This window comes from Waltera acetigignens (assembly GCF_025567015.1).
GTDB lineage: Bacteria > Bacillota > Clostridia > Lachnospirales > Lachnospiraceae > Acetatifactor > Acetatifactor acetigignens.
The window spans coordinates 211,078-237,364 of sequence record NZ_JAOQJO010000002.1; the positions used below are offsets into that span (position 1 = coordinate 211,078).

22 protein-coding genes are annotated in these 26,287 nt (G+C 47.9%); 1 reads left to right on the forward strand and 21 read right to left on the reverse strand.

The window, feature by feature from the left end:
• Positions 1-5: 5 nt before the first annotated feature.
• From OCV96_RS03575 to OCV96_RS03675, 21 genes are all read right to left on the reverse strand, one after another.
• The gene (locus tag OCV96_RS03575; RefSeq protein WP_262593545.1) at positions 6-1,241 is read right to left on the reverse strand and encodes an ATP-binding protein; all 1,236 of its coding nucleotides are present in this window, start codon (positions 1,239-1,241) and stop codon (positions 6-8) included.
• Between the two features lie 190 nt (positions 1,242-1,431).
• Positions 1,432-2,310: an NAD-dependent epimerase/dehydratase family protein gene (locus OCV96_RS03580; RefSeq protein ID WP_262593546.1), complete on the reverse strand. Its 879-nt coding sequence runs from the start codon at positions 2,308-2,310 to the stop codon at positions 1,432-1,434.
• Positions 2,307-2,927: a sugar transferase gene (locus OCV96_RS03585; protein WP_262593547.1), complete on the reverse strand. Its 621-nt coding sequence runs from the start codon at positions 2,925-2,927 to the stop codon at positions 2,307-2,309. The genes OCV96_RS03580 and OCV96_RS03585 overlap by 4 nt, the downstream gene beginning before the upstream one ends.
• 3 nt (positions 2,928-2,930) lie before the next feature.
• On the reverse strand, positions 2,931-4,799 hold the full coding sequence (locus OCV96_RS03590; protein ID WP_330672117.1) for a polysaccharide biosynthesis protein: 1,869 nt from the start codon (positions 4,797-4,799) through the stop codon (positions 2,931-2,933).
• Positions 4,783-6,393, reverse strand: coding sequence for an O-antigen ligase family protein (locus tag OCV96_RS03595; protein WP_262593548.1), 1,611 nt, complete (start codon positions 6,391-6,393; stop codon positions 4,783-4,785). The genes OCV96_RS03590 and OCV96_RS03595 overlap by 17 nt, the downstream gene beginning before the upstream one ends.
• Positions 6,394-6,734: 341 nt before the next feature.
• Entirely contained in the window at positions 6,735-7,121 is a 387-nt protein-coding gene (locus OCV96_RS03600) for a PIN domain-containing protein (protein ID WP_262593549.1), read from the reverse strand.
• A gap of 12 nt (positions 7,122-7,133) precedes the next feature.
• On the reverse strand, positions 7,134-8,630 hold the full coding sequence (locus OCV96_RS03605; protein WP_262593550.1) for a DUF6056 family protein: 1,497 nt from the start codon (positions 8,628-8,630) through the stop codon (positions 7,134-7,136).
• 19 nt (positions 8,631-8,649) lie between these two features.
• Positions 8,650-10,533, reverse strand: a complete 1,884-nt coding sequence (locus tag OCV96_RS03610; RefSeq protein ID WP_262593551.1) for a hypothetical protein — start codon at positions 10,531-10,533, stop codon at positions 8,650-8,652.
• Between the two features lie 30 nt (positions 10,534-10,563).
• Positions 10,564-12,669, reverse strand: a complete 2,106-nt coding sequence (locus tag OCV96_RS03615) for a hypothetical protein (RefSeq protein WP_262593552.1) — start codon at positions 12,667-12,669, stop codon at positions 10,564-10,566.
• A 68-nt stretch (positions 12,670-12,737) separates the two neighbouring features.
• The gene (locus OCV96_RS03620) at positions 12,738-13,748 is read right to left on the reverse strand and encodes a glycosyltransferase family 2 protein (RefSeq protein WP_262593553.1); all 1,011 of its coding nucleotides are present in this window, start codon (positions 13,746-13,748) and stop codon (positions 12,738-12,740) included.
• Positions 13,738-15,057 (reverse strand): glycosyltransferase family 4 protein, encoded by a 1,320-nt coding sequence (locus OCV96_RS03625; RefSeq protein ID WP_262593554.1) that lies wholly within the window; start codon positions 15,055-15,057, stop codon positions 13,738-13,740. The genes OCV96_RS03620 and OCV96_RS03625 overlap by 11 nt, the downstream gene beginning before the upstream one ends.
• Positions 15,054-16,499 carry a glycosyltransferase family 4 protein gene (locus OCV96_RS03630; RefSeq protein WP_262593555.1) on the reverse strand — a complete coding sequence of 482 codons (1,446 nt, stop codon included), beginning with the start codon at positions 16,497-16,499 and terminating at the stop codon, positions 15,054-15,056. The genes OCV96_RS03625 and OCV96_RS03630 overlap by 4 nt, the downstream gene beginning before the upstream one ends.
• A gap of 15 nt (positions 16,500-16,514) precedes the next feature.
• Complete coding sequence (locus tag OCV96_RS03635; RefSeq protein WP_262593556.1) at positions 16,515-17,669, reverse strand: EpsG family protein; 1,155 nt, start codon at positions 17,667-17,669, stop codon at positions 16,515-16,517.
• A 53-nt stretch (positions 17,670-17,722) separates the two neighbouring features.
• A complete protein-coding gene (locus OCV96_RS03640; RefSeq protein ID WP_262593557.1) occupies positions 17,723-18,523 on the reverse strand; it encodes a glycosyltransferase family 2 protein in 801 nt (266 codons plus the stop codon).
• Positions 18,520-19,692 (reverse strand): YveK family protein, encoded by a 1,173-nt coding sequence (locus tag OCV96_RS03645; protein ID WP_227061686.1) that lies wholly within the window; start codon positions 19,690-19,692, stop codon positions 18,520-18,522. Before OCV96_RS03645 ends, OCV96_RS03640 begins: the two co-directional genes overlap by 4 nt.
• A 19-nt stretch (positions 19,693-19,711) precedes the next feature.
• The gene (locus tag OCV96_RS03650) at positions 19,712-21,163 is read right to left on the reverse strand and encodes an exopolysaccharide biosynthesis polyprenyl glycosylphosphotransferase (protein ID WP_022311941.1); all 1,452 of its coding nucleotides are present in this window, start codon (positions 21,161-21,163) and stop codon (positions 19,712-19,714) included.
• A gap of 12 nt (positions 21,164-21,175) precedes the next feature.
• The gene (locus tag OCV96_RS03655; protein ID WP_022311940.1) at positions 21,176-21,937 is read right to left on the reverse strand and encodes a glycosyltransferase family 2 protein; all 762 of its coding nucleotides are present in this window, start codon (positions 21,935-21,937) and stop codon (positions 21,176-21,178) included.
• Positions 21,938-22,004: 67 nt separating this feature from the next.
• Positions 22,005-22,934: a hypothetical protein gene (locus OCV96_RS03660; protein ID WP_022311939.1), complete on the reverse strand. Its 930-nt coding sequence runs from the start codon at positions 22,932-22,934 to the stop codon at positions 22,005-22,007.
• Positions 22,931-24,067, reverse strand: a complete 1,137-nt coding sequence (locus tag OCV96_RS03665) for a DUF6077 domain-containing protein (protein WP_317239283.1) — start codon at positions 24,065-24,067, stop codon at positions 22,931-22,933. Before OCV96_RS03665 ends, OCV96_RS03660 begins: the two co-directional genes overlap by 4 nt.
• 49 nt (positions 24,068-24,116) lie before the next feature.
• A complete protein-coding gene (locus OCV96_RS03670) occupies positions 24,117-24,494 on the reverse strand; it encodes a sporulation initiation factor Spo0A C-terminal domain-containing protein (protein ID WP_022311937.1) in 378 nt (125 codons plus the stop codon).
• Between the two features lie 192 nt (positions 24,495-24,686).
• Positions 24,687-25,616 carry a glycosyltransferase family 2 protein gene (locus tag OCV96_RS03675; protein ID WP_262593558.1) on the reverse strand — a complete coding sequence of 310 codons (930 nt, stop codon included), beginning with the start codon at positions 25,614-25,616 and terminating at the stop codon, positions 24,687-24,689.
• 195 nt (positions 25,617-25,811) lie between these two features.
• Here OCV96_RS03675 and OCV96_RS03680 point away from each other — a divergent pair, with 195 nt between their 5' ends.
• Entirely contained in the window at positions 25,812-26,276 is a 465-nt protein-coding gene (locus OCV96_RS03680; protein WP_262593559.1) for a divergent PAP2 family protein, read from the forward strand.
• The last annotated feature ends 11 nt before the right edge of the window (positions 26,277-26,287 follow it).

The following is a 26,287-nucleotide window of genomic DNA, read 5'->3' on the forward strand; positions in this document are numbered from 1 at the left end:
AGCACTTACAGTCCTTCCAGTGGCTTATACATTGTCCGGTATACAATTTCTGTTTTTCCTGTGACATCCTCTGCGACGAATCTACGAGGAGATACTTCCTTCATAAAGTAATATCTGCCCATATCAGCAAGTTCCTGTTCTGCCAGTTTGGTCTCTATTGCCCTCATGAAATACGGACTATGGGTATTCAGTATAATCCGGATTCCCAATTCTTTATACAAAAGCACCAGAATCTCCGCAAATTTCACCTGCCATTCCGGATGCAGATTCACTTCCGGTTCATCAATTAAGAGTAATGAGTTCGAATTTAAATATCCGTTGTCCAATAATTTCTGTATCGTAAGAATATTTTTTAACCCTGATGCAATATTGGGGCACAGAATCGGATCCTGTAAATCTTCTTCATGATAAGTAATCTCTCTGTTCGTTGTAGAAGATACTAATTCTCCGTGAGTCACCTCATTCATAATCCGGGAGCATATTTCTCGCACTTTGTTTAATTCGTTGTATTTCTCAAGTGTCATTACACCTGTCGCAGACTTATACAACGCAGAAAACGGGATTTTCCCATTGGATGCCGATAGCCTTCTTCTATACTGATTGTTGATTACCATATCCAGCGAGCTGCCGGTCTCTATGTATACCGGCTTATTCATCAGGATCTGTGTTGCTGTGCTTTCAGTCAATTTATTGTTCTGAAAGGCTGCTCTTGCCACCGACTTCCCATACTCAAATTGTATTTCCGCCTGTGTATCCTGTCCCAACGTGTTAAGTTGTCCGCTAAAGCATTGAGAAAACGCCCTTTCAATCACAAAATGTGCATCATCTTCAAAAGGTCTTTTTCGTATTCTACCCAATTCACTGAGCAAATCTTCGTAACCGTCCTCTTCCGGATCAATTCCGGCTCTCTGCAACAGCTTCGGCAGATCCTCATCCGTCAAGTCTTCTAACGACAGCTTCATCTGTTCCAGTAAATTGAAGAAGTTATCACTGCATTCTTCCCAAAATGGATCAGAATCAGTGCGTGATTTGCTTTCCCATTCATCAATGCTGTTTTTAATACTGTTTTCTCTGCTTTGCAGCACTCTCTTATTCAATCGGCCAAATGCCTGACTTGTTGCATACAGTGCTTTGCACACCGTACTTTTTCCGGTACCATTATAGCCGGATATTACTGAAATTCCCTTGATCTCCACTTCTGCGTGCTGCACTCTGGCGACATTGTTTAATATGATCTTCATTCTTTGTCTTATCCTTCCATCTATTCGGATACTACACTACTTTTCATTATACCCAATATTATCAACAGTTTCAATGAATTCGTTAGAAACCATCCGCAGTTTCACCTATATTTCATCCATTTTTCTTATTCATCAGTTTGTTTGAAAAGGAATATACTGCGATATGCAAGACTTTTAAACAAGATATGAATTAATATATTTCATTCATACCATATTTCTCGTCCGTTTTCAAGTCTTTTTGTCTTTCAATCGTCAATGTTCCAAATGCTTTCCTTGCAAGCTTTCCCGGTTTTCCCGGGAGAAAGAATGCCAGCCGGACAAAAGGATTCAGCCACGCTGCCGGAAGGATATGTTTTCCTGCTTTTTCCGCAAGTTCAAAAATCATGTCCGGTGTACTCCGATATGTTTCATCTTGTGGCCAGAAAAGCCCTTCTTCACCGCTGTCCACCAGCATTCTCAGATATTCCGCAAGATGTTCTATCTGAAGGACACTGCGCTCATTATGATAAGTAGGGAACAGTGGCAGCTTTTGTGCCATTTTCTGCAGTGTCCTGTAGTTGCCTTTACAGCCGGGCCCGTAGATCATGGGAAGACGTAAGATTGCCAGACGGGTATCTGCCGTCTGCTTCTGTGCAAACAGTTCCTGTAACTTTTGTTCCGCCTGCCATTTGCTGTCCCCATAGAAATTCGAAGGTGCCGGTTTCGTCTTCGCCGTAATGTGCACTGGTTTCTTGCTGTTGCTGCTGTCACCGTAGACAATAATACTACTCAGATAAATATACTGCTTTGCACCGTCTGCTATGGCTTTTTCTGCGGCCTCCCGTGCAAGATCACAGTTTACGGCATAATATTCCTGTTTCTGTTCCTCCGTAAGACTACTGATGTCCGCATGGGCTTTGCCGGTGACATTCAGGATGCTTTCATAACCGGACCAGTCCATGCGTCTCCATGCGTCTCCACGCAGGCTGCCCGTATCCACAATATATTGTTCCGGATATTCTGTTGTCAGATACTTACGAAAAGAGGTGCCAATATAGCTATTGGCACCTAAAATCAATATTTTTTTCATTTTTCCTCGGAATTCTCCCTATTCTGCATGCTTCCTGTTCCACCTTCCACGACACCGTCTTGTCGCAACACGCTTAAAAAAGTGCCAAAAAAGCACCGTAGATCCATGCTAAATCCATATTTGGCAATATATTCCCCATCCAATTTTGCTTTTACCGGAATCTCCAGTTCATCTCTACCGTTGATCTGTGCCCAGCCGGTCAGTCCGGGAAGGACATCATTGGCACCATACTTATCTCTTTCCGCGATCAGATCATACTGGTTCCACAATGCAGGTCTGGGACCTACAATGCTCATATCTCCTTTGAAGATATTAAAGATCTGAGGAAGTTCATCCAAGCTGGTCTTACGCAGGAATTTTCCTGTTCTGGTAATATATTGTTCCGGGTTGCTCAGCATATGTGTCGGCATATCCTTGGGAGTATCTGTACGCATGGTTCGGAATTTATAGATCATAAAATGCTTCTTATGAATTCCCACCCGTTTTTGCTTGAACAAAATGGGACCGGGAGAATCCAATTTGATCGCAATGCACAGCACAAGCAATAACGGAGACAATACAATGATCCCCACACCACTCAGTACAATATCAATTATGCGTTTGATAGGAGTATACATAATTTATTCCTCCGTCGGATGATACGTAGGTACGATTTTCATAACTTCTTTGCGAATATCTCCGTCTTCATTGACAGCTTCCTGTTCCAACAGATCCAGCTGTCTCCGGAATTCTTCTTCATCAAATTCAATGGGTTTTCCAATAAAGATCATTTTATTGGCAGTTTCCTTCAGACCCTCTTCATTCATGAGAAGTTCCTCGTACATCTTTTCTCCGGGGCGTAATCCGGTGAATTTGATTTCGATATCTTCTCCCGGTTTATAACCGGACAGTTTAATCAGGTTTGTTGCCAGATCCAGAATTTTAACCGGTTCACCCATGTTCAATACAAAAATTTCACCACCTCTGGCATAAGCACCTGCCTGTAACACCAAAGAGACAGCTTCCGGTATTGTCATAAAATAACGGATAATATTCGGATCTGTAACCGTGACCGGGCCTCCCGCCGCAATCTGCTGTTTGAACAGAGGAATCACGCTGCCGTTACTTCCCAATACATTTCCAAAACGCACTGCCACAAAATTTGTGTCTGTTGTATGATTCATCATCTGAATCACCATTTCGCAGATTCTCTTGGAAGCACCCATGATATTTGTGGGATTTACCGCTTTATCCGTAGATATTAATACGAATTTCTTTACACCGTATTTGGCTGCTGCCTGTGCAGTCTTATACGTGCCGAATACATTGTTTTTAATAGCTTCATTGGGACTCGTCTCCATGAGCGGCACATGTTTATGTGCTGCTGCATGATATACAATATCCGGACGGTATGTCTCAAAAATCTTCTCTATACGAGCAGTATTTCGTACCGATGCTATCAGCACAACCTGATTGAGTTCAGGATACTTCCGCAACAGTTCCTGCTGAATCTCGTAAACACTATTCTCATAGATATCCAGGATAATCAGCTGCTTCGGATGATGTGCTGCAATCTGTCTGCACAACTCGCTTCCGATAGATCCTCCTCCACCGGTGACCAGAATCACCTTGTTGTGTACCGAATTCAGTACCTCCTCGGTATTGATCTGAATCGGATCTCTTCCCAGAAGATCCTCGATTTCTACTTCTTTCAGCTTAGATACCGATACATCTCCGTTGATCAGCTGGTAAATCCCGGGTAATGTACGAAGTTTACATCCTGTCTCCTTACAGATATCCAATATTTCCTTACGTACTTTATTGCTGGCAGAGGGAATTGCAAAAATAATCTCATCAATGCTGTACTGTCCCACCGCATCAGCGATTTTCTCTCTTCCGCCTACAATAGGCACACCTCTCAGGAACTTTCCGTGACAGCCGGGATTATCATCAATGATACATTTGATATTCATGGATACGAACTGACTGGATTCCGCTTCTTTCAGGATAGCGTTCGCTGCAGCGCCTCCACCGATCAGCATGACATTATTGCCCGTCTTCTTCTGTGCGATCTCAGTGCGTTTCATGTTAATAATGCGTAGAATACGATAACTGAAACGGATACCACAGGTCATTGCAAACAGCAGGAACAAATAGATAATATAATAGCTCCTGGGCATTTTCTGGTTCGTAAGCTGGCAGAGTACAAATTGGGCAACTGATGCACAACAGGTGGCGAACACAATATTCAGCATTTCTGTTGCACTTGCATAACGCCATACACTTTTATACAATTTCCAGATTACGAAAAACAATATCGTGAATCCAATATTAAACGGTAGAATATATTCGAACTTCGCCATATATTCTTTTGGTATCGCATTGAATTGAAAATCGAAGCGGATATAAATTGCTGCAAACGATGCTATCACTATGGACATGGTGTCCATGATCAGCAACGCAATAATTCTGTTAATCGGTATTTTCAAAAAATTATTTTTCATTTTCATATACTAATGTTTGTCTCCAACACAGGAATAAAAGTATCATGGTGAGAGCACTGCTGCCCCAGGAATACTCTAACATTCCAAATAAAAGAGGAACCAGCATAACAAAAATGCTGACTGCTGCCACTACCGGTCTCCCTTTTTGATAATAGCATTTTACTAATTTCACAATACTGACTAAGCATAAAATAATCAGGCATACTGCGGCCGGTATGCCAAAGTCTGTTGCAAACTGCAAATAAATATTATGCGCATGCCCAATCCAGTAAGCATACGTCAATTGAAATCCCTGATCACTCTGTGTATGTCCTACGAGATTCAAATTGGCAAGATAGTGACTGTATATCGTCTTTCGTACTAGAAATGGATCTGTGTATTCTTCCTCTGTCTTTAAAACAGCCATTTCCTGCAGTTGTTCTTCCTGCGAGGCCGTTTCTTGCAGTTCTGCCGCAAATGCCTTTATTGTAAAAGGATTTGCTCCAAAAATCCCATTTGTGATTTCTGTCGTTCTTCCGACAGCAGTCTCTAACAGTTCATCTATATCTACATATTTCTCGGAATTCCATGGGTCCCAGGAATGCACCTTGTCTTCGCTCCATTCCCCCCAGAACCACACCGGATGATGGAATACCGCCGGCAGATACCTTGTCATGCTAAACGTAAGCGGAAACATCACACATACACACAATACCAACAGCAGACCATTTCTGATATACTGCTTTTTTCGTTTTTCACTCTGGTAGAATCCAAGGAATATCAGTCCTAATACAAAGGAAACCATCCATGCGGTTCGTCCAATCGTCATAAAGAGAAAGGAATACACCACTCCTGCACCGAGCCAGTAATATACTCTCCAGAATTTATGCTTATTTTCCTTCGTCACATACAATATTTTTCCAAATATCGCTGCCAATACCTCCAGATAAAACAAGCCATTCAGATTGCAGTTATTGTAAATGCCTATATATCTTACCTGATCATAGGGTCGAAATACGCAGCAATATCCCTGGAATGCAAAAAAAGCAAGGATAACGCCATTCATGATTCCCTGATACATGTCCTCCTGCTCTTCTGCCGTAAAGTCCGTGAGATAAAAACAGCCAAACATGATAAAATAGCACCACGGCCATATATAATCGCTTTTGGAAAAAATCATCAGGAGCATCATAACTGCCCACAGGCCAAGCATTCGTTTATTCAGCTTCGGATACTTTTTTTCTATCAATACGCTGATCACCGTATGAATCGCCACATAGCCAAATAATAATACATCAAGGCCGACCATCACACGTCCGTTAACATAATATGCTAAGGGCTGCCCTAAAGCAATAAAGAGAATTCCCGCTGTAAGACCTATCACCGTCCAGATCACATACGGAATCTTGTGAGCCATCACTTCTTCCCATTTGTAGTGCGACATGATGATAACAGCCATCAATACTCCCACCATATTTCGGAAAGTCTCTATCGCCCCATCCAATCCGGAACCGGTCTTCGTTCTCTGGTCGATCAGACAGAATAGGAAAAAGCAGATGGTATATAATATCCGCTTCTTTGACCATATGCAGAACGACTTCCCTTTTATAGCAAATTCCATGTCATTATCCTCAATTCTGTTTCCTATTAGAATTTCTATATTTTCCTTTCTATTCTAATCAATTTAAGCTACAAGTACAAGCTTTTATTTATTATCATATAATTTCTTAAAAAAAAATGAAGGAGAGTCTACTTCCTCTTCCGTTTCTCCTATTGTTTCTAATTGCGATATATCATAGTTTGTAACTATTCAGAGCCATGCAAAGCTGGATTCTGCGAATAAAGGCACCGATATTCCACCGATGCCTTCCCTACAACGCAATATGTATCTTCTTCTCCACTATTTTCCGGGCCGCCTCTGCACAGTCCAATGTAATCTCCCGATTGTCTATATCGTAGATTTCAGCTCCAAGGATTTTGATGATTCCATTGTTGCCGGTATCTCCGGTTCACCCGTCTGAAAGCGGCATCTATTTTACCTGCGGCGCCTTTATCATCTGTAATTACGCAAAATTTTCCCTCTTCTTCCGGCAATTTCACAAGAACATGCAGGCATACCGCAAGCATTTCTTCCCCAAGGTTGTCTCCTGTTTCCTTATTTTTTCGCACCCCGGAGAAAAAACACGTATAAAAGTCCTGCGTGTTTTTACTCTTCTCCTCCACAATATTTCGAAGGCCCTCATCTTCAAGAAGCGTCTTTGCAATCGTGCTCACAGGATGGTTGACCATTCTGATTGCCCAGATCAGATAATTATTCACCCGTTGTCTGGAAGCGAAGCAGCTTTCCATAATATCCTGTAATTATTCTCCCGCCATCCCGGCTACCACCGTCACAGATTCCTTCCCATAATACTCCGCGCAGGCCATATTTACCCACACATAGCCATTCTCGGGCTGCAGATCGGTATACATGAGCAGTTCCACATAATTCAGCGGTCGGAATACCGGATTTTTCACGGAATCATCCTTCAGCACCGCGATCCGCTCTTCCCAGCCGGCGCCGTAGGCCTGTGCCCAGCCGTTTCTCCACATGCGGTAGGCACGGTAACTGGTGGTGCTCTGGACATTGCCAAACAGAACGACTGCTGCCAGAAGTGCCCCCGTCACTGCAAAATAACGCAGGAGGTATTTCTGTGCCAACAGGTCTGCCTTTTCGCTCTTTTCCGCTTTCAGAACCCGCTTTGCGATCCAGCCGCACCAGTACAGTACATTGGCCACCATCCACAGCACATAAAAATACCACAGGATAGCGCCCTGCCTTCCGCCGCCCATGGTACCGTCCACGTAGATCGTTGCAGTAGCCTGGGAGGCGTATACTCCGAAAGTCAGCGCAGTAAACAGGCCGGGGAAGCGAAACTCATAGTTCATTTTTCTGACCGCTTTCCAGAAGAAAGGGATCAGCAGAACCAGTAACAGCAGGACCTTCAGATTCGTCCAGCTGATAATATTCAGAAAAGTTCTCTCCAGGGACAGCCAGATGGCCATCAACGGGGAATTGGCTGTGCTGCCGCCAAAATTGCCGTTGAGTCTGGTGGCTGTCAGCGGAGAAGTCACACACATCAATACGCTGAGTGTCTCTAACAGTGTCACGATCCAGGTCCGGCGGAAAGCATCTTTACGGCAGATCAGGAATAAGATCTGCAGACAGATCAACAGGCACATGGTGGATACGCTGGTGGAAAAATTGTTGCCACCCACCAGAATCGCCAGCAGGCAGGCCAGCACGGTAAGCACGACCCGCTTTGCCTTGCCGGTCTCGCGAAGCGCAATTTCCAGATACAGTGTCAGCAGGACCAGTGACAAGCTATACACAAAAGTGTAATTCACCGAACCGTTATACCAATAAAAGCTTTCCTCCGGATAGGGGCAGTAAAGCACCTGGAGAATTGCCATGGGAATACCGATGGGCAGGATCAGCCAGCGGTTCTCCTTTGCCTGGCCCGCAATGCATTCTCTGAGCAGCAGGAACTGGGACAGGATCACGGAACCGATCATCAGATAGGGGGTGATCCGGTAAAAATGTTCTCCAAATGCCGCAGGCTGCAAAGCCGACAGAATCAGTATGGAAAATCTGGCTTCCCACACATTTTGTGCCAATGTCTGGTATATCGCATGAAATACACCGGCGATTCCTTCTCCGGCCTGCATTGCCCGGTACATATATTTTCCGAAAGACCAGTCATCTGCAGAGGGATAATCGTATTTTGCGATCGTAAACAGCGGCCACAGGATCACCGCCAGTGCCAGGATCCACGCGATGTGGATCAATATCATTTTCTTTCGTTCTGTCAGTTTCATTGGTATAAAATATCCTTTCTTACAATAGATCCGGTGTCCAGTCCATATCTACATCACTTCCGCCGCTGTCTCCACCGGAACTGCCGCTGTCACTGCTTCCGCTATCGTTGCTGCCAGAATCACTACTGCCGGAATCACTGCTGCCGCTGTCATCATCGTCGTCATCGTCATCATCCTGCGCAGGTTCCGGGGTCGGAGCCGGTGTGGGCGCAGGGGTCGGAGTGACTGCAGGCTTTGTCGCAGCAGGTTTGGTCGTTGGCTTTGGCGTGGTGCCGGGATTCTGGGTGGCTGCAGGTTTCTGAATACTTCCACCGGTCTTGTCTCCCGACACGGTTCCGCTGCCGGTGATCGTCTGCCCATCGTTACCGGCTGTACTGTTGCCATCTGCACTGCCGGTGATTTTGCCGGTAATGCTTCCTGTGATGCTTCCGGATGCAGTGGTATCATGTTTTTCTTCATAAGCCGCAAAAGGATCCTGTTTTGCCATTTCTCTGACCGCACCGGCGCTGACCCAGTATTTTCCGTCAAACCATTGTACTTCTCCGTCAAAAATACGGATCTGCGGGGTATCACTGTCTATGGCACCCGTGGTGTTGTCCGCTGCGTTGCCTTTCTCTCCGCCGTCCGTGGCGGCACCGGTTCCCTCTGCTGTATTTGCATTGTCCTCTGCTGTCATATCTTCTGTCACCTCATAGGACGTGTATTCCGGACGGGTCTCCAGTCCGATCATTTCCCCGCAAAAACGATACTCCTCTGCGGTAATATCCCCGCCGATTCCCTGCCACAGGCAGTTCTCACCGGTAGCATCATAGGCATAGAGGATCAGATCCGTATAATCTGTTCCCTCCAGCAGTTTTTTCTTGATTTCTTCGGAGGGCTGCTCTGTCAGGATCTTTCCTTCGGAATCAAAACTTCCCGTGTAAGTGATATATTCCATACCCTCCCGGTTGCTCCAGAGGGAATAGACATCCAGCGCACCTTCTCCGGTATGGACATCACAGGTATAGTCTCCCGTGAGCACACCGCCCTGCATGGTTCCCTGTTCATGGGTAATGCTCCCGGTAGCGCTGTCCACGCTCCAGGCTTCGAAGGTACCGTTCCAGTCCTTCATGGTTTCCGGTGTATCTGCCAGAGGCGCTGTTGTATCCGAAATCTCTGTCGTTGTATTTTCCCGGGCTCTGGCTTCTGTGGTTCCCGTTTCCTGTGTGGCATCGGGATTCTCAGTTTCTGCCGGATCCGCGATGTTCTCGTCCGCACCGGCCGCTGTCACTGTTACCAGCCGGATCGTTGCACCCTCCTGGCTCAGAAAACGTTTCGTGTCACTTCCGGTATACCACACCCTGGAGAAGCATTGTCCCTCTTCCGTATAGCCGGTCTCTACATAAAGCAGAGGCTGACTGTCTCTTTCCAGATAGTAGTTTCGCTGTCCTTCTTTCAGTTTGGGCATCATGGTGGTGAACCAGTCCTCGCTGTCGATGAGATTCACGCTCTCACTCAGATACTCGGTCAGCTCCAGATCATTTTGCATTTCCTGTGCACGGCTGCGGATCCCCTCTGTCTCTTCCTCCAGATTCACGCTGAGCTCCTGTAGAGCAGCAAATGCTTCCTCATCCGCATAGAGCCGGTAATCCTGTTCCAGCATATCCCGCTGTTTGCGGATGTATCCCGCTCTGTTGTAGGCATCGGCCAATGACAGATAATCCTCCTGGGTAAACTCTCCTTTATTATATTTTGTCTCCAGATTGAGAATCTCCAGCTCCAGCTCTGAGAGCATCGGCTGTGCCTCTACGGGAGTAACGGCATCCTTCGCATTTTCATCACTGCCATCTCCGCAGGCCGTCAGGGATGTTACCAGAACAGCGCTCATGGCCAGTGCCAGAAATCTTGTTGCTTTTCTTTTCATCTTTTTGTCCTATCTGTTTTTCATTCTTAACTATTGTGCATCACTGATCAGTTTTCGCAGGAAAGCATCCGCCTCCGAGCCCTGTGCATAGGTTCCCATGTTCAGGACCTGCTGTGCCAGAGCATAGATGCTGCGGGCCTGCACCGGACCGTAAATGGTAATGTCCTTGCCATCCTTGTTCAGGATGATGTATCCGCGGAATGCATATTCCACCTTATACTGGTTTGCCGGAAGGCCGACCAGTACGGAAGTGAACCGGTATCTGCCACTCACGGTCTCATAAATACTATCCTGATGGGTGCCGTTGGCATTCGTACCGTAAGCCAGTCCGCTGATGACTTTTTCGCCGCCTTTGATCATGGGATAGCTTGTCCGGTTGGCATTGTTCATGACCAGTGTTCCGTATTCCTTGAGATGATAGCCGTTCACACCATTTCCCAGCAGTTGTGCTCTGAGGTCCGTACTGATACCGGTCTTAAAGCGGATTCCCGCTTTTCCGGTAATCCGGATGGAAAATCCATGGTAGGTCAGCAGATCCGTAAGTCCCGGCTGTTCTGTGGCCACATAGGCATTGTTACGATATTCCAGGGTCCAGACATACATGCCGATAGGCGCTCCATTCTCATTATACCGGTACACGACCGCCGACTGGGCATTTCCGTTCGGCAGTTTGACGATACGGCGGTTATTCCGCACCTGTGGTGTATAGGCAATACCGTCCACGTAGATCGTGGAAGCATCGTAACCCGACGGTACCTGCAATACCACATTGGTAGAGGAAGTCGGCATCGGGCAGGGGCTGGCCGGCATATTTTCATAGACCGGAATCTTGAAGACAAAGGTATTCTCCAGCGCTCCCGCACTTTCATACAGTTTCTTCATGCTCAGTGCCTCACTGGTGGGTGCTGAGATGTTCTGCATATACTGATGGGTATATACCGGATTGCTGGCAGTGGGGGATACATTGAATTTCTGTAAATACAGGGTATCCTGGCCCTTACGTATGTAGCTTGCGGAGATTACTTCCGCTCCTCCAAGGATCGAGTAGTAGGCTCCATGCCAGTCATGATCTTTGGCATAATTCAATCCATTGCGGATCACTTCTTCATTGGTACTGCCGGAAGCTCCCACATTGAAATAATTGTAATAATGTTCATAACCGGGATAGGTGCCGGAGATCAGCGGGGATGTCCCCTCTCCCTGCTCCTGCAGTACTCTGGCTGCCAGATGGAACGGGCTGACCTGCCGGTTCTCCTCCGCACCGATGGACCAGAAAATATGGTAGAATTTCATTGAGGTCTCCGGTGCGTTCTGACTGCTGTTCATGAAGGTTCCCTCGAGGAAATTCTTTACCGCTTCTTCCGTATGATAGCTTGCGTTGTAGGTCAGCTGTTCAAACTGGAAAATAGCATTCTCCTGCAGGGAATTTCTGGGGTCCATGTATAATTTCAGTACATCTTCCGAAGCGAAATACCAGTTTGGGCTGTGCTGTCCTTCCTTGCAATAATCCCCGTAACTCTTATAGACCAGACTTTTTCCGCCCTGCAGTTCGTTGTTGACTGCGGTCTGGAAATCCAGTCCGGTATTCTGTCGTACAAAAGTCCAGTTGGGATGTTTCTGTTTCAAAGCCTGCAATGCCGGCCGGTAGCTCTCCGGGAACTGCTCGATGTCCGCATAGACACCGGTGGCATTTTCCTCTGCCAGCATAACCGCCGCTCCGGGATTCATGCCGTACAGTTCTTCCCATTCCAGAAAACGTTCATCCGAGCATGCCAGATAATCCCGGGGGATATATCCCTCGTAGACCTTGCCCTTTACCTCGGCGGATACTTTTTCCCAGACCTGATAGTCTTCATCCATCGTCACATCCCGGATCTCCACCATCTGTCCACTGGGCACGGTGACCACTTTTGTGCTGTCTTCCGCCGCTTCCGCACGGATCGTCAGATCATCGCACAGATAGACCAGTGCCATGACCTCCCGGTCTTCTACGATATTCTGCAAAGCCCCTCGTGCTTCTTCGATCCATGCCTGATCTTCTTCATCCAATGCATGCGTCTGATAGGTATTGCCCTCGTAGGTGAATATAAATGCCGCCAGGAGAATTGCTCCCAGAAATGCCAATTTTCTCTTCATATAACGTGACTCATTCCTTATTTTATGGTTGCTGTGTTGCCCGTTCTATCCTGCCTCTACGTCGGGCATCACTCTATGTGCTTCAGTTTCTTATGCAGTACCCGGATTCCCTTCGGTGCAATGGCAAACAGTGTATGATAACACTTGTTCTTTTTGGTAAGCCAGGGATTTTTCATGGCTCTCCACCAGCCGTGACGCAAGTCACGCACCACCCTGCGGTAGAATGCGTTGTCCCCGGTCATCTGGGCGATAGGGATGTGCAGCAGATAATCCAGCCGCTGGAAGATCCCGAACCGGAATGCGATTTCCGACAGCTCCGGATATTTTTTATAAACCAGTGCAAGCACCATGTCCGCATTGTCGATATTGTCGGCGAATACTCTGGAGAACCGGTTCTTGTCTCTGGTATTGCTGTCCGGACGATAAAATACATGATACGCCTGTCCGGGAATGCATGCAATCCCCGGAACCGCACTTTCCTCCCGGGTCAGCATTTTTACTAATAAATGAAAATCTTCATTCAGTGCCCCCACCGGAAATTGTTCTATGGTAAACAGGTCCTTCCGCAAAAGCTTGGTACAGAAGGAGCAGTCTCCGCGGTGCATCAGAAGTTCCTTCAGAAAACCTTCTGCCGGGATCACCTGTTCCGTTGCCACCGGCTCGCAGATATTCGGTAAAATATTGCCGTCTTTGTCGATTTCATCTCTGCCGACCTGCGCTACGGGCATCCCGGTCTTTTCGATTGCCCCGTACAGCCGCTCATACATATCCGCATCCACGTAGTCATCGCTGTCCACAAAGCCCACATATTCTCCCCCGGCCTGCTGTAATCCGAAATTCCGGGCGGAAGAAGGCCCGCCGTTCTTTTTATGGAAGACGCGGATTCTCTCATCCTCCGTTGCCAGCCGGTCACATAATGCCGGTGTCTCGTCCGTGGAACCGTCATCGATCAGCAGGATCTCCAGATTTTCGTAAGTCTGTGTCCGCAGGCTTTCCACGCAGCGGGGCAGATACGGTATGATATTGTACACCGGCACGATCACGCTGATCAGCGGTTGCTTGGTTACACTACTGTTCACTGTTTATTCTCCTATACATAGACCGCTCCGGGATTACAGGGGCCGGAGAACAGGGGCCGTCATTCCATAATTGTGGAATCACCGGGGCAGGTGTTGTGATGTCCTGCATCACATCCTGGCCGGCATCCGGCATTTCCTGTTCTTCTGACATTTCTGGCAAGAACTTCATTTTCCGGCACAGTTCGATCAATCTTTCCGCAGCCGTCCGGGCATTCCATTCCCCGACAATGGTCTGCTGTGCGTTTTCTCCCAGTCTGCGGCACTCTCCGGGATCCCTGAGAAGCCGTTCCACGGTCCGAAATAATTCCTGTTCCTCACCGTCCCGGTACATCCTGCCGTTTTCTCCCTGACGGATCAGCCAGGGAGCCGCTCCGATCATATGATCTGCCACCACAGCACAGCCGCTGTTCATGGCTTCATTCACCACTGCCCCCCAGCCTTCTTTGCGGTCACTGGTGACCAGATAGATTTCTGATTTTTCCATGGCCGCCCGGACTTCTTCCGGGCCTTGAAAACCGGGAAAGGTGATCACGTCGGTCACTCCGAGTTCCTCTGCCAGGCGATGCGTCTCTTCCTCCAGTTCCCCTCCGCCGATCATGGTAATATGAAACGTATTTTCTTCCAGATGTTCTTTTAAATAAGATGCTGTTTTCACCACCAGCTCCGGATGCTTCCAGTCGATCATCCGGGCCGCCCACAGGATACTGCCCGGTTCTTTGCGATCGAAGGGCTGCCCTGCCTCGTAATGCCTGGTCTCCGGGAAATAGCCGAAGCGCAGCATTTTGCCGGGGTAGGCATGGATCAGGTGATAATCGCAGGGCACATAAGCTCCTGCGCACAGGAAATACACCGGTGCCTTACGGTATCTGGTGTGATCCTTGTATTTTTGCAACAGGCCTCTCGGAGAAACAGCCTTCCATTGCCCTTCCTTATATAAGCGTTCATTATAACGGAAGATCGGTTTTCCGGCAGTCAGTCTCTCCTGAATATAGCTTTCTTCATCGCATCCGCCGAAGATCACCACATCCGCGGTAAACAATAGTTTCTCAAACTCTTCCGCATCTGTGACGGCGTTGCTGTTCGACTCAGAGCCGGGCGTTTTCTCCACCCCAGACTTATGTGCACACGAATTCTTCGCAGCGTAGCGCACGTAGGGACGTTCCTCGGCCTGCCAGCCCATCTTCACCCGCTCTTCTTCCATGGGCTGTGTCTGCAGGAAACAGAAATCTCCCTCCAGCAATTCATACAGAGCATCACAGAAGGGCAATTGATGATGATTAAAATAGTTTGAGACAAATATCAGCTTCATTCCTTCCTCCCTGCTATGTTTGCATAGATTTCCTGCAGTTTTGCGAAATTTTGCTCTTTATTATGGGTTTTTCTTGCATGTTCTCTTGCATTTTTTGAGTATTCCAGCATTTTCTCCGGAGAACTCCACATTTCGATAATAGAATTTGCCATGGAATTTACAATATTTTCCAATTCTTCTGTTTTTGTCGTTTTATAATTTCGCATGTTATTTTTACTTTCAGAAGCATCTGACGCATATTTGTCATTTTCAGCCACTTCCGACAGCTGATGTCCCCGGCACCACAGGCCGTCCCTTCCGCCATCAAACAGGCTGGGGATTCCCCCTACCTCCGTGCTGATGCAGGGAACTCCCAGAAGCATGGCCTCTCCCAGTGAATTCGGTGAATTTTCCAGAGAGGAACAACACAGGAACAGATGACTTTTCAGAAATCTTTCCTTCATTTCTTCTCCGGTCAGTTTTCCGAGGAAGTGTACCCTGTCCTCCAGCTGTCCTTCCCGGATCAGTCTGCGCAGGTAACGGCCATATGCCGATATTTTCAGCTTTTCCTTTGACGTCCGGTATGCCGTCAGATCATTTCCTGCCACATACACCTGTACCCGGGGATATTTCTCCCGGATCTGTGGCAAGGCCTGCAGCAGATAGTGCAGTCCTTTCAGAGGATAATCCGCCTGACTGACGAAAATGGAATAGGGTTCACAGTGCTCCGGCTGCCATTGTCCTTCATAAAAGGAAGCCCGCAGGGTCTCATTCATCGTATAATAATGTGCCTTGGGATTCCACGCGGTAGTCACTGCCCTGTCCCAGGCGGTTCTTCCGGTGATATTGCCGGCAAGTCCTATTGCTTCCCTCTCCATTACACCTCTGCGGGCAAATTTTTCCTGCTGGCTGCGCAGGGTATCCTTCTTCACCAGATCCCGGAAAGTGGTCTTGTGGATCTCCGATTCCGGCATATCGGCAAAATATGCCTCCGCACACAACGTACAGATTCCCTGAATTCCCACCAGTATCTTCTCCTTGTGGGGAAACACCCGGCATACTGCCAGTGTGTGTGGATATTCCGTGCCGAAGCAGTGGATCACATCCGGTGCAAAGTCTTCCGTGATCCGATGCAGTTCTTCTTCCAGTAACGGCTGATATCTGTCGGGGTGTACGGTGTCTTCGCGGAATCCATAACATGTGATATTATATGTTTCAGCATCTGCACTTGTCTGTAAATGCTCCCGGTCTTCTTTTTCCCGTGGCATTGCTATCTGCAGTCTCCAGGGCACCTCCGTATCTGCCGGCACCGGGAATGCCACAGCCAGCTCCAGGTCACTGGAATTCTCCGCGGCTACCTGCTCCAACAGACCGGACAGCCAGCCCTCTTTATTCGAAGCTTCTTTATGCAATGCTTCGGCTATGACCGGAAGCATGATATTGCAGACCCACAGCACTTTCATAAATTAAATCCTCTTTTAATTAAAGATCCAGTTTAGATACGGAAGCAGCCGTATCTCCACATCATACATTCCCCGCAACAGCATTACGAAATACAATAGATATGCTGCAACAACGCCAATAATACACAGGGTTCGGAACCATCCCTTTTTGGCATCCTTCAGCACACCCGGAATCAGGAAAATCTGGCTTTGGATCAGGTAATATGCTACTCGGGATACTTCCGGGATAAAGGAGCCGCAGGAATAGAGCACCAGTCCCGCCAGATTCAGGTAGAAGTAATAACGGTTTCTGCGATTTTCCTGAACGCTGTCCTTCCAATAGATCAGGCACAGTATCAGCACTGCCAGGCATTTGGCGATGTTGACATAGGATAACTGTCCGTTGTCGAACATGGAATCCTTGTAATATGGATAGAACCGGAAGATAATATTCCGGTACACATCCTGTCCGAAGATCAGAGATAAGATCAGTAATACGCCAACCGCATAGTGCCACTTTTTCAGCTGGATCCGGGACAAGAGATCTATCACAATATATGCCGGGATGACCAGCAGTACCGATTTGTGGATCGTACAGCCCAGCAGCACCCAGAGAAGAAACTTCCCATATTCTCCCCGCAGCACATATTTCTGCGCATACATGACCAGCGCCAGTGCGAAATAGTAACGTACCGAATTCATACTATTAAAGTAAAATCCCTGTGTCAATAACAGAAACAGGGAAAATACATACCAGTCCGCCTGATCATGCAGTGCCTTCAGGAAAAAGAAGACCGTAATCAGGGAAAAGAAGCCAAAGATCGGAAGATAAGATCCTTCTCCGAAAATCAGATGGAAAAATTTCACCAGATACACAAAACCGGTTTCGTAGGAGACATGCCTTCCCTGATCGATCAGCTGAAATTTCAGCCAGTAGACCCAGTAATCACCGCCCACAGCAATGCGGCAGGCAGAAACCCCGGCCAGGAGACAGAAGATGGCGAATTCCGCCACAGCATTGCACGCCTGCTGTCTGTCCGGCCCGGCCGCCATCAGATCCCCGGAGGTATTCCCACGAAAGGAGCGTCTGCCGGACAGATATTCTGTCGTATAGTCACGATTTTTTACCAGAAAACCGAATGCTACGGTAACAGCTGTCAATATGATATACACCAGTGCGCTCTTCTCCATGGAGACCTCCTTTCCTCTTACCATTTTCCCGAAAACAACCATAAGCAAATGCCTTACCGCCGTGATCCGTGTTCCTTTGCTTCTTGGATACCTTCCCGCATCCACTGTCTGGCCTGCTGCAGGCTTACCTCTGTGCACAACATGCCCTTATGCGCATATAAAAACCTCAGCGCCAGCGGCCATTCCAACCATCCATACAGATAATGATACAATACTCCTCTGTCATGGAAAAATTTTTCATTATAGCCATGAAACCAGGTGGATTCCCCGGCTTCCTCTCTGCCGATGGTCACCGGTGCAGTATATACCCGGTAGCCTTTTTTCATAAACTCCGTTAAAAACAGGCTGTCTTCTCCATTGCTGTATTTTGCTCCACCGCCAAACAGCAGGGAGAACGTAATACCAGATTGCAGCAGGCTTTCTCTGCGTACAGCAAAGCTGACTGCTCCATACCGCCCGCAATTATACCAGCGTACCGGTTTCCGTTCCGTAATATGGTAGGTGCGGCGTTCTTCCTCCACCTCGATATTGAAAATGATCATATCGGCCCGGGTATTCCGTTCAAACTCCGCAAGAACAGCCGCCTCATAACCATCTTCATACACAATATCCGCATCCGAAAAAAGGCAGATGTCTCCTTCCGCCCGAAGGATGGCCTCATTGCGGCTTCTGCCGATGCCACGATCGGGAAAACTGCAGAAACGGATTCTTCCGTTCCCCGGAGATATCTGCATTTCCTCCTGCCCCAGCCGGTCGCACTGATTGATGATCACCGCATCCGATTGCAGGTTCATATGTTGTACGGTCTCCGGAAGAGAAGCATTCATTACCGATGCCAGAACTTCTACCTTCATGCCTGCTCTCCTCCGTGTTCTGTATTCTGTGTCTGCATGGCTCCCGGCAGAAAATAATAGCTGCGGATCAGCTGTTCATCCGCATTCCACAGGAAGGCTCCGTCCACAGAGCAGTCCTGGGTATGCAGATACTCTAATACCGCTTCCAGTCTCTTTCCTACCCGTTCTCCGGCCGGCACCGCCAGCAGAAATGCATCTGCCTTACGAAGTGTCTCTCCACTCTCCGGGCATAACAACGGACTGGGAACCGCTACATATTCCACCGGTATTCCCTTCCGGATCTTACCTGTCTTAGCCAGCTTCTGCAAATCCTCCACGACTTCCTTCGGATCCGCTTCCGGCAGTGCCACACATACTGCCACACGGCAGATTTCCGCATTTTCGGACTCCTTTGCCTGCTTTTTATCGTACACTTTCTCCAGCGTATACATCAGATTTTCCGCAAATCCCACACTGCGCACCGTTCCCAGACTGTTCAGTCCGTAGCGTCTGCGAAGTGTTGCCGGCAGCCAGATGCTGTCCTGCGAGATCTCCACCAGCAAAAAGAGGACTACTGCAAAAAACAGAGACAATACCGCCGCCAGAATGACTGCCCGCACCGGGCGCACATCCGGTACCACGACTTCTGCAAAATCTCCGTGATCCAGCACTTTGATCCGGTCGATCTCCACGATACTCTCTGCAAATTCGTCACACATGGTATCCTCCACTGCATGGGCCAGAGCAATACTCATCTCCGGATCCTGAGTTGCCGCCTGTGTCACCGGAACACTGAAATCCGAGGGAAGTGTTGCCGAGAGGTCTGCGATCCACTGATCTCTGCCCAGAGACAGTGCTTCCGAAGCTCCATTGTCTCCCCGTTCCACAGCCTCCTGCAGATGCTTCTCCACACCATCCAGGAATTCTCCCGTATGGATCATAGTGTTCCATGTAGCCTCGTTAATGTAGTACGCACCCGCCGCATTGGGGTTCTCTTTATATTCTACCTTATAAGTGGAAGAAGCCGCATACCCTGGATCGGGCTGCAGCACCACATTTTTTACATAATAACCGCCACCGAACAGTAATGTTCCCACTACTGTCACAGCCAGTATTTTCCACAGATTGCGGCATAGCCGCAGACACATAAGTCTCAGGTCGAAGGGCTCTTTTCCGTAGCTTACTTCCATGCGTCTACCTCCTGCCTTCTCAGTCGTCATCCTTCTCGGCACGACCATCGTAGGTTGCCTTGAAAGCCGTTACCTGTTCGCTCTCCACACCCTCGGTACTGTCCGGCCAGAACAATACCTTCAGTGTCAGAAGCATCAATTTAAGATCCAGCCACACAGAATAATTCTCGATATATGTTAAATCCAGTTTTAATTTATCATACGGAGAAGTATTGTACTTTCCGTATACCTGTGCGAAACCGGCCAGTCCCGCTTTCACCTTCATACGGAATGCGAACTCCGGCATGACTTCCATGTACTGTGCAATAATCTCCGGGCGCTCCGGTCTGGGGCCGATGAAAGACATATCTCCCCGCAGAATATTGATCAGCTGGGGCAGTTCATCCAGTCGGCATTTGCGGATCACCTTACCCACGGGAGTGATACGCTTATCCCCTTTCTGTGCCAGACGTGCCACGCCGTCCTTCTCGGCATCAGTGCGCATACTGCGGAACTTCATAATATAGAATTCCCTCTGTCCTGTGGTGCAGCGCACCTGCTTGTACAATACAGGTCCGCCGTCATAAAGCTTGATGGCAAGCGCTGTCAGAAGCATCAGCGGTGAAGTCACCACCAACAGGATCAACGAGCAGATCACATCGATAGATCGCTTGATGAACCGCTGCTCCATGCTCAGGGAGTACTCTCTGGTCAGCAGGATAGGCGTGTCAAATACATGCAGTTCCTCGGAGCCAACTAAAATAACATCTGATATTTTAGGCATGACATAGACACGGATGGAATGGGCATAGCAGAATTTCAGAATAATATTACGATCCTTTTCATTAATATCCCAGATTACTACCGCATTGATCTCACCGTTCCGGTAATTGTCCAGAATCTCCCGACACAGTTCTGTCGTACCTTTTTTAATGTGCTCACATTTTGTGATCTTATATTTGTCCTTACGGCTTTCAAATTTGTTGACAATGTCTTCGATGGGACGATCACCGTGGATCAGCAGAAGCTCTCTGGGCGGGAATGCTGTACGATAGATCTTGTTGGCAATATTGGCATAGATGATCACCGCTATGATCTGTAAAAATACCATCAACAGGAACATATCCGCCGGAAAAATGCTACGGGCCATCATACACAGTTCCGCATAGATCAGCACATCCGCCATCAGGGTTGCAAACACCTGGGAGAAAATAATCTCCGTGTTTTTCATGTATCCCAGACGCATGCCGCCGTAGGTCACGGAGAAAAATATCAGGATTGCACTGTAGATACCGTTTTCCAGCAGAAAGCCACGATACCAGATCTTCTGCAGGGGATCTACCAGCTGGAACTGGAAATGGAACTGCCACATGTAGGCAAACAGGCTGATCTCCAGCAACAGACAGATCATCGACAACCCTATATTGATCAGACGCTTAAAGGATTCCCTTTTCCGCAGTCGGTTTTCATAATAATTACCGTTTGTATTCAAAACAAACTCCTCCTATACTCTGCGTTTTACGGCGCGTACCGCCCAGAAGCAGAAATGCCAGGCACTGTTCGGCACTGACATGCCTTCCGCCTTACGGTACAGATTCCAGATCCTCCGCAAAGCTTCCAGCTTATTCGATGACAGGGATTTCCCTGCTCTCCGATATTTTACCAAATTTTGATCCAAACCACAAGCTACATAACCCTCCCGCAGTATTCTCCACCACAGGGCAGTGTCCTCACTCTTGATCTGGGGCATCTGCAGTTGTTCTTTCGACAGCTGTTCCATATCGAACATCACGGTACTGGTAAAAATTGTGGTATTTTTCAAAGCTTCTTTATAAGTAATCGTGGCCGGCACACGGACAATCTTTCCGGTGCCCTTGCCATTCTCATCGGCGAATTCATAGCCGGTAAACACAAAGGCTGCCTGTTTCTCTTTCAGAAAAGCCAGCTCTTTTTCCAGCTTGTCCGGTGTCCACAGGTCATCTGCATCCAGATAGGCCAGATACCGGCCTTTTGCTTCGTTGACTCCCAGATTACGTGCTCTCGCCGCCCCCAGATTCGTAGAGTAAGTCAGCATGCGGATTCTCGTATCTCCGGTTCTCTGAATATATTGTTCTATGATCTCCCTGCTGCGGTCCGGGCCGCAATCCTCCACCAGCAGCAGTTCCCAGTGTGGATACGTCTGTGCCCGGACGCAGTCCATCGTTTCTTCTATATAACGTTCTGCCCGGTACACCGGCACCACAATACTGATCAGTTCCTGTTCCATTTTGCTTTCCTGTTCCTAATTCTTACAAATCGTTATAGTTTTCCCTATCTTTCCGCAAGATGCCTACTTACATCACGATCAGGAAATATCCGCCAAAGGACCGCAGTCTGCCGTCCGCAGCCTCTTGCAATTCCTTCTGTACATCCTCCGACAGGTCCTCCGGCAATAAAATGTAGTCTATACCGGCCTTCCCGGCGCTGTCAAGGCACGCAGCAAAATCTATTTTCCTGCCACCGGCTTCTGTCGTGGTATTTTCATCTGTCCGCAGATATTCCGTCTCCCCGGTAGTCTCCAGGTGGCCCATCCACAGATACATATCTTCCTGCCAGGTCTCATAGGTATCATAGGAGTAGCTGCCCAGCGATGCATCCCAGATGCTTCTGCCGTATACCGGGTGGATCTCAGCGCTGTAGGCTCTGGCAGCCTCCATGACCTCCTTCGGCGCCCACAGACTGTATTCCCGTGAGTTTCCTTTTTCCGCATTGTATACAGAAAGCTGCTCCAGAATTTCCCTGGCGGGAGTTCCCTGTTGCTGTCCGGGCATTCCCGTCAGTGCCGGTATCTGCGTTGTCTGTGCCACGGTCCATTCCGACACCGGGTTTCCACCCAGGAACAGGATGCCCAGCAGGATCAGCGCAGCCATCCCGTTTCGCAGGCTTTTCTCTTTTAATAAGTTACACAGAAAGTCCGTTGCCGCCCATGCGATCAATGCTGTCTGGGGCACCGCCGCCCAGATCCATACATAAGAGTAAAAGGCGGTCTGGTATTTTAACAGGATCAGTGCCGTTACGGGACAGATACAGCCAAATGTCACCAGCGCTCCGTAAAGATACAGCCGTTTCCGTGCTTTTTCCGCCCCAGATGCATTGGCTTCTTTTCCGGAACCATAGAGGACAAATCCCAGATACAGGATCGCCAGCAGCAAAAGTGCCGCAAATTTTCCATGTTGTGTATAGTCGGTCCAGCCTGTCAGGGCGGACTGCAGAAGTGTCATCATTCTGTAGCCTCCTCTCCTGACCTGCCATGTGCATCAGTCATTTTCCGTTTTTCCCATCGTTTCCGGAACTGGGAAACCAACGCTCCAAGTATCAGCCATGCCACAGTAACAAGCAGGCAGACTCCCGCGCCATACAGGGTCCAGACTATGCAGGCCTCCGACAGGATACAAAGGATCACGCCCGTATATTTTCTGTCCATCAGACAGGACAGCAGATACGGAAGCAACACCGCCGCCCGGATCGTCACACCGCGGAATCCTCCGTAAAACACATCAAATCCATCCACTCCGGGCATATAGGCCCCTGTACTGAACAGTATTCCCACGATCAGCAAAAACGTCCGTCTTTTCACAGAATTTTCCGGAAAAAGTGCTTTCCCCAGACTTCCGTAAGCTACATAAGACAACAGCAGCGTAATGCAGGGGATCAGACGATACACCACGTCTACGGGTGCCATACCCGTAAAACGGCTGATGGCCCCGTACAGAGTGGGCAGGCACAATATTTTCAGCCGTAAGGACATCCCCATCGAATATGCCGTCCCCGTGAGAGGATTCACGGTATAAACAGCATTTTCCCTGAGAAATGTGTTCACGGTCTCCACCGTCATATCTCCGGTCAGCCACATGCGGTTCCCCGTCAGTATCCGCAGGATCTGCAGCAGGATCAGAAATGCCAGGATGCCTGTGAGAATCTGTGTACTTTTTTCCTTTGCCGTGTCTGTCCCGCTGTTTTGATCCGCAACCGGATCATTTTTACCGGCTGTGGCCCGTTTTCGTGTCTGTCTGGATATTACAGACAATAATATCGCCGCCAGCAGAACGATTCCCACCTCTGCCAGCAGCAGATCCGTTACAGTCAAAAAAGACCACCCTAACAGGCAGCCTGCCAAATGGGCGATCTCTGTCAGCCCGATAATGATCAGGCTCCCCCTGATCAAAATATCCGATGTCCGAAAAGTCATTTCATCTCCCATACCCGCCTTTTTCTTACACGGGCTTTTGTACATCTTACCATATTTATATGGACTTGACAAATATAACAGCATTTCCCTGCAACAAAAAACCGCGTACCGGAAACTTCCCCATTCCGATACGCGGTCTTTCTCAGTCTGCAGAGGAGAATACTGCATCTGCTTAATTAACAAACTCTCCCTGTTCCAAATAATTAAAATTAATATGTTACATAGCCTTATAATCCAGTCGGATGTTGTCGGCGATACGTGCGATGTACTCGCTGTTCGTAGGTCTTGTCCTTCCGGAGGCTACAGAATAGCCAAAAATCTTTTCGAATGTCTCCACATTTCCTCTGGACCAGGACACTTCAATGGCGTTCCTGATCGCGCGTTCCACTTTCTGATCTGTGGTCTTGAAATGTTTCGCGATGGTGGGATATAACAGCTTGGTAACGCTGCTTACTACCTCCATGTCTTTCCCTGACAAAATGATTGCATCACGCAAATAGTGATAACCCTTCAAATGCGCCGGCACCCCTATCTCCAACATGATTTTGGTTACATATCTCTCTAACTCTGAATCTTTTACTGCAACAATATCCAAAACAAGTCCCCCTTTTTACTTGTCGAGTATTGCTCCTCTGCAGTGACTGATAGAGAAATCATATCATAGCTGTCGATATTTGAAAAGACATTTTTCCGTTAAAATATAGTTAAGAAACTAAAAATGTTACATTTTACCCCTATTTTGTAACATTTTTACGTACATAAAAAACGGATATTTATGCGGTTTTTCTTAAATTTCCTCTTTTACCAGGTAAATCGGACGGCGTTTTACTTCCATGTATGCCTTTGCCAGATACTGCCCCAGAATACCCGTACAGAAAAACTGTACGCCGCTGGTCATCAGGATGATGCACACCAGAGAAGGCCAGCCGGACACCGGATCTCCGAAGATCAGCTTCCGCACGATGATAAATATGATCATCAAAAAAGCGATGATACAGAACAGCACACCCACAAAGGAAGCGATCAGAAGCGGTGCCGTGGAAAATGCGGTGATACCGTCAAGGGAATATACCAGAAGCTTCCAGAAATTCCACTTGGTCTCGCCCTTGGCACGCTCTACATTCTCATATTCCAGCCATTTGGTCTTAAAACCGACCCAGCCGAAGATTCCCTTGGTAAAACGATTATATTCCCTCATGGACAGAATAGCATCCACCATCTGTCTGGTCATCAGGCGGTAATCTCTCGCTCCGTCCATCATTTCCGTCTGGGAAATCTTCTTCATCAGATGGTAAAATCTTCTGGCAAAAAAGCTGCGGATCGGCGGTTCGCCCTTGCGGGTCACGCGGCGGGTTGCTACAGAATCAAACCCCTGCCAGATCCATTCAAACATCTCCGGCAGCAAGGAAGGCGGATCCTGCAGATCCACATCCATCATAACCACGTAATCGCCCTTCGACTTTTCCAGTCCGGCAAACATCGCCGCTTCCTTTCCGAAATTTCTGGAGAAAGAGACAATATGCACACGGGAATCCTGTTCGATCAGCTTTTTCACTTCTCTCACAGTGCCGTCTTTGGAACCGTCATCAATATAGAGAAGCTCCAGTTCTATTTCCTTTTCCTTGAAAAAGGGATCATTTTTCGTCAATTCCTGATAAAACAGGGCAACGCTTTCTTCTTCATTATAGCAGGGAACGATCACGCTCAATAAGCTCATTTTGTAATCTCCTTATGTTTTCCTGTCGCTTTTTCAGGCTTATCTGCGCCACTGTGCGACAGATAACAGCTATATTATACTATCCTTCGATGCATCATTTCAAGGTCAACACTGTACTTTTTCCGCTTTTTGGATTATACTGGATTTATATATGTCTGTTCTGCAAACTACAGCATATAGGAAACGAGGTTATTTATGACTTTTTTTGAACAGTTTTTCAGCAATACCATTTTCCTGACTGCAGCCTTCGGCTGGCTGGTGGCACAGATTCTGAAGACGCTGATCCATTTGATTGTCTCCAAGAAATTCGTTGCGGAGCGTCTGGTCGGCAGCGGCGGTATGCCCAGTTCTCACTCTGCTACCGTATGTGCCCTGGTAACAGCGGTCTGCTACGAATACGGTGCGGGAAGCTTTGAATTTGCCATTTCCCTGATTCTGGCGATCATTGTAATGTATGATGCTATGGGAGTACGCAGAGAGACCGGTATTCAGGCACAGGTATTGAACGAAATGCTGAAGGTCTTCGAAGATATGGGCCGCAGTGAGATTTCCGCCCATGATAAATTAAAGGAATTCGTGGGACATACTCCCCTGCAGGTGTTGATGGGTGCGCTGTTAGGCATTTTATGCGGCGTGGTCATTTACAGCTTCTTACTCTGATAACCGATCGA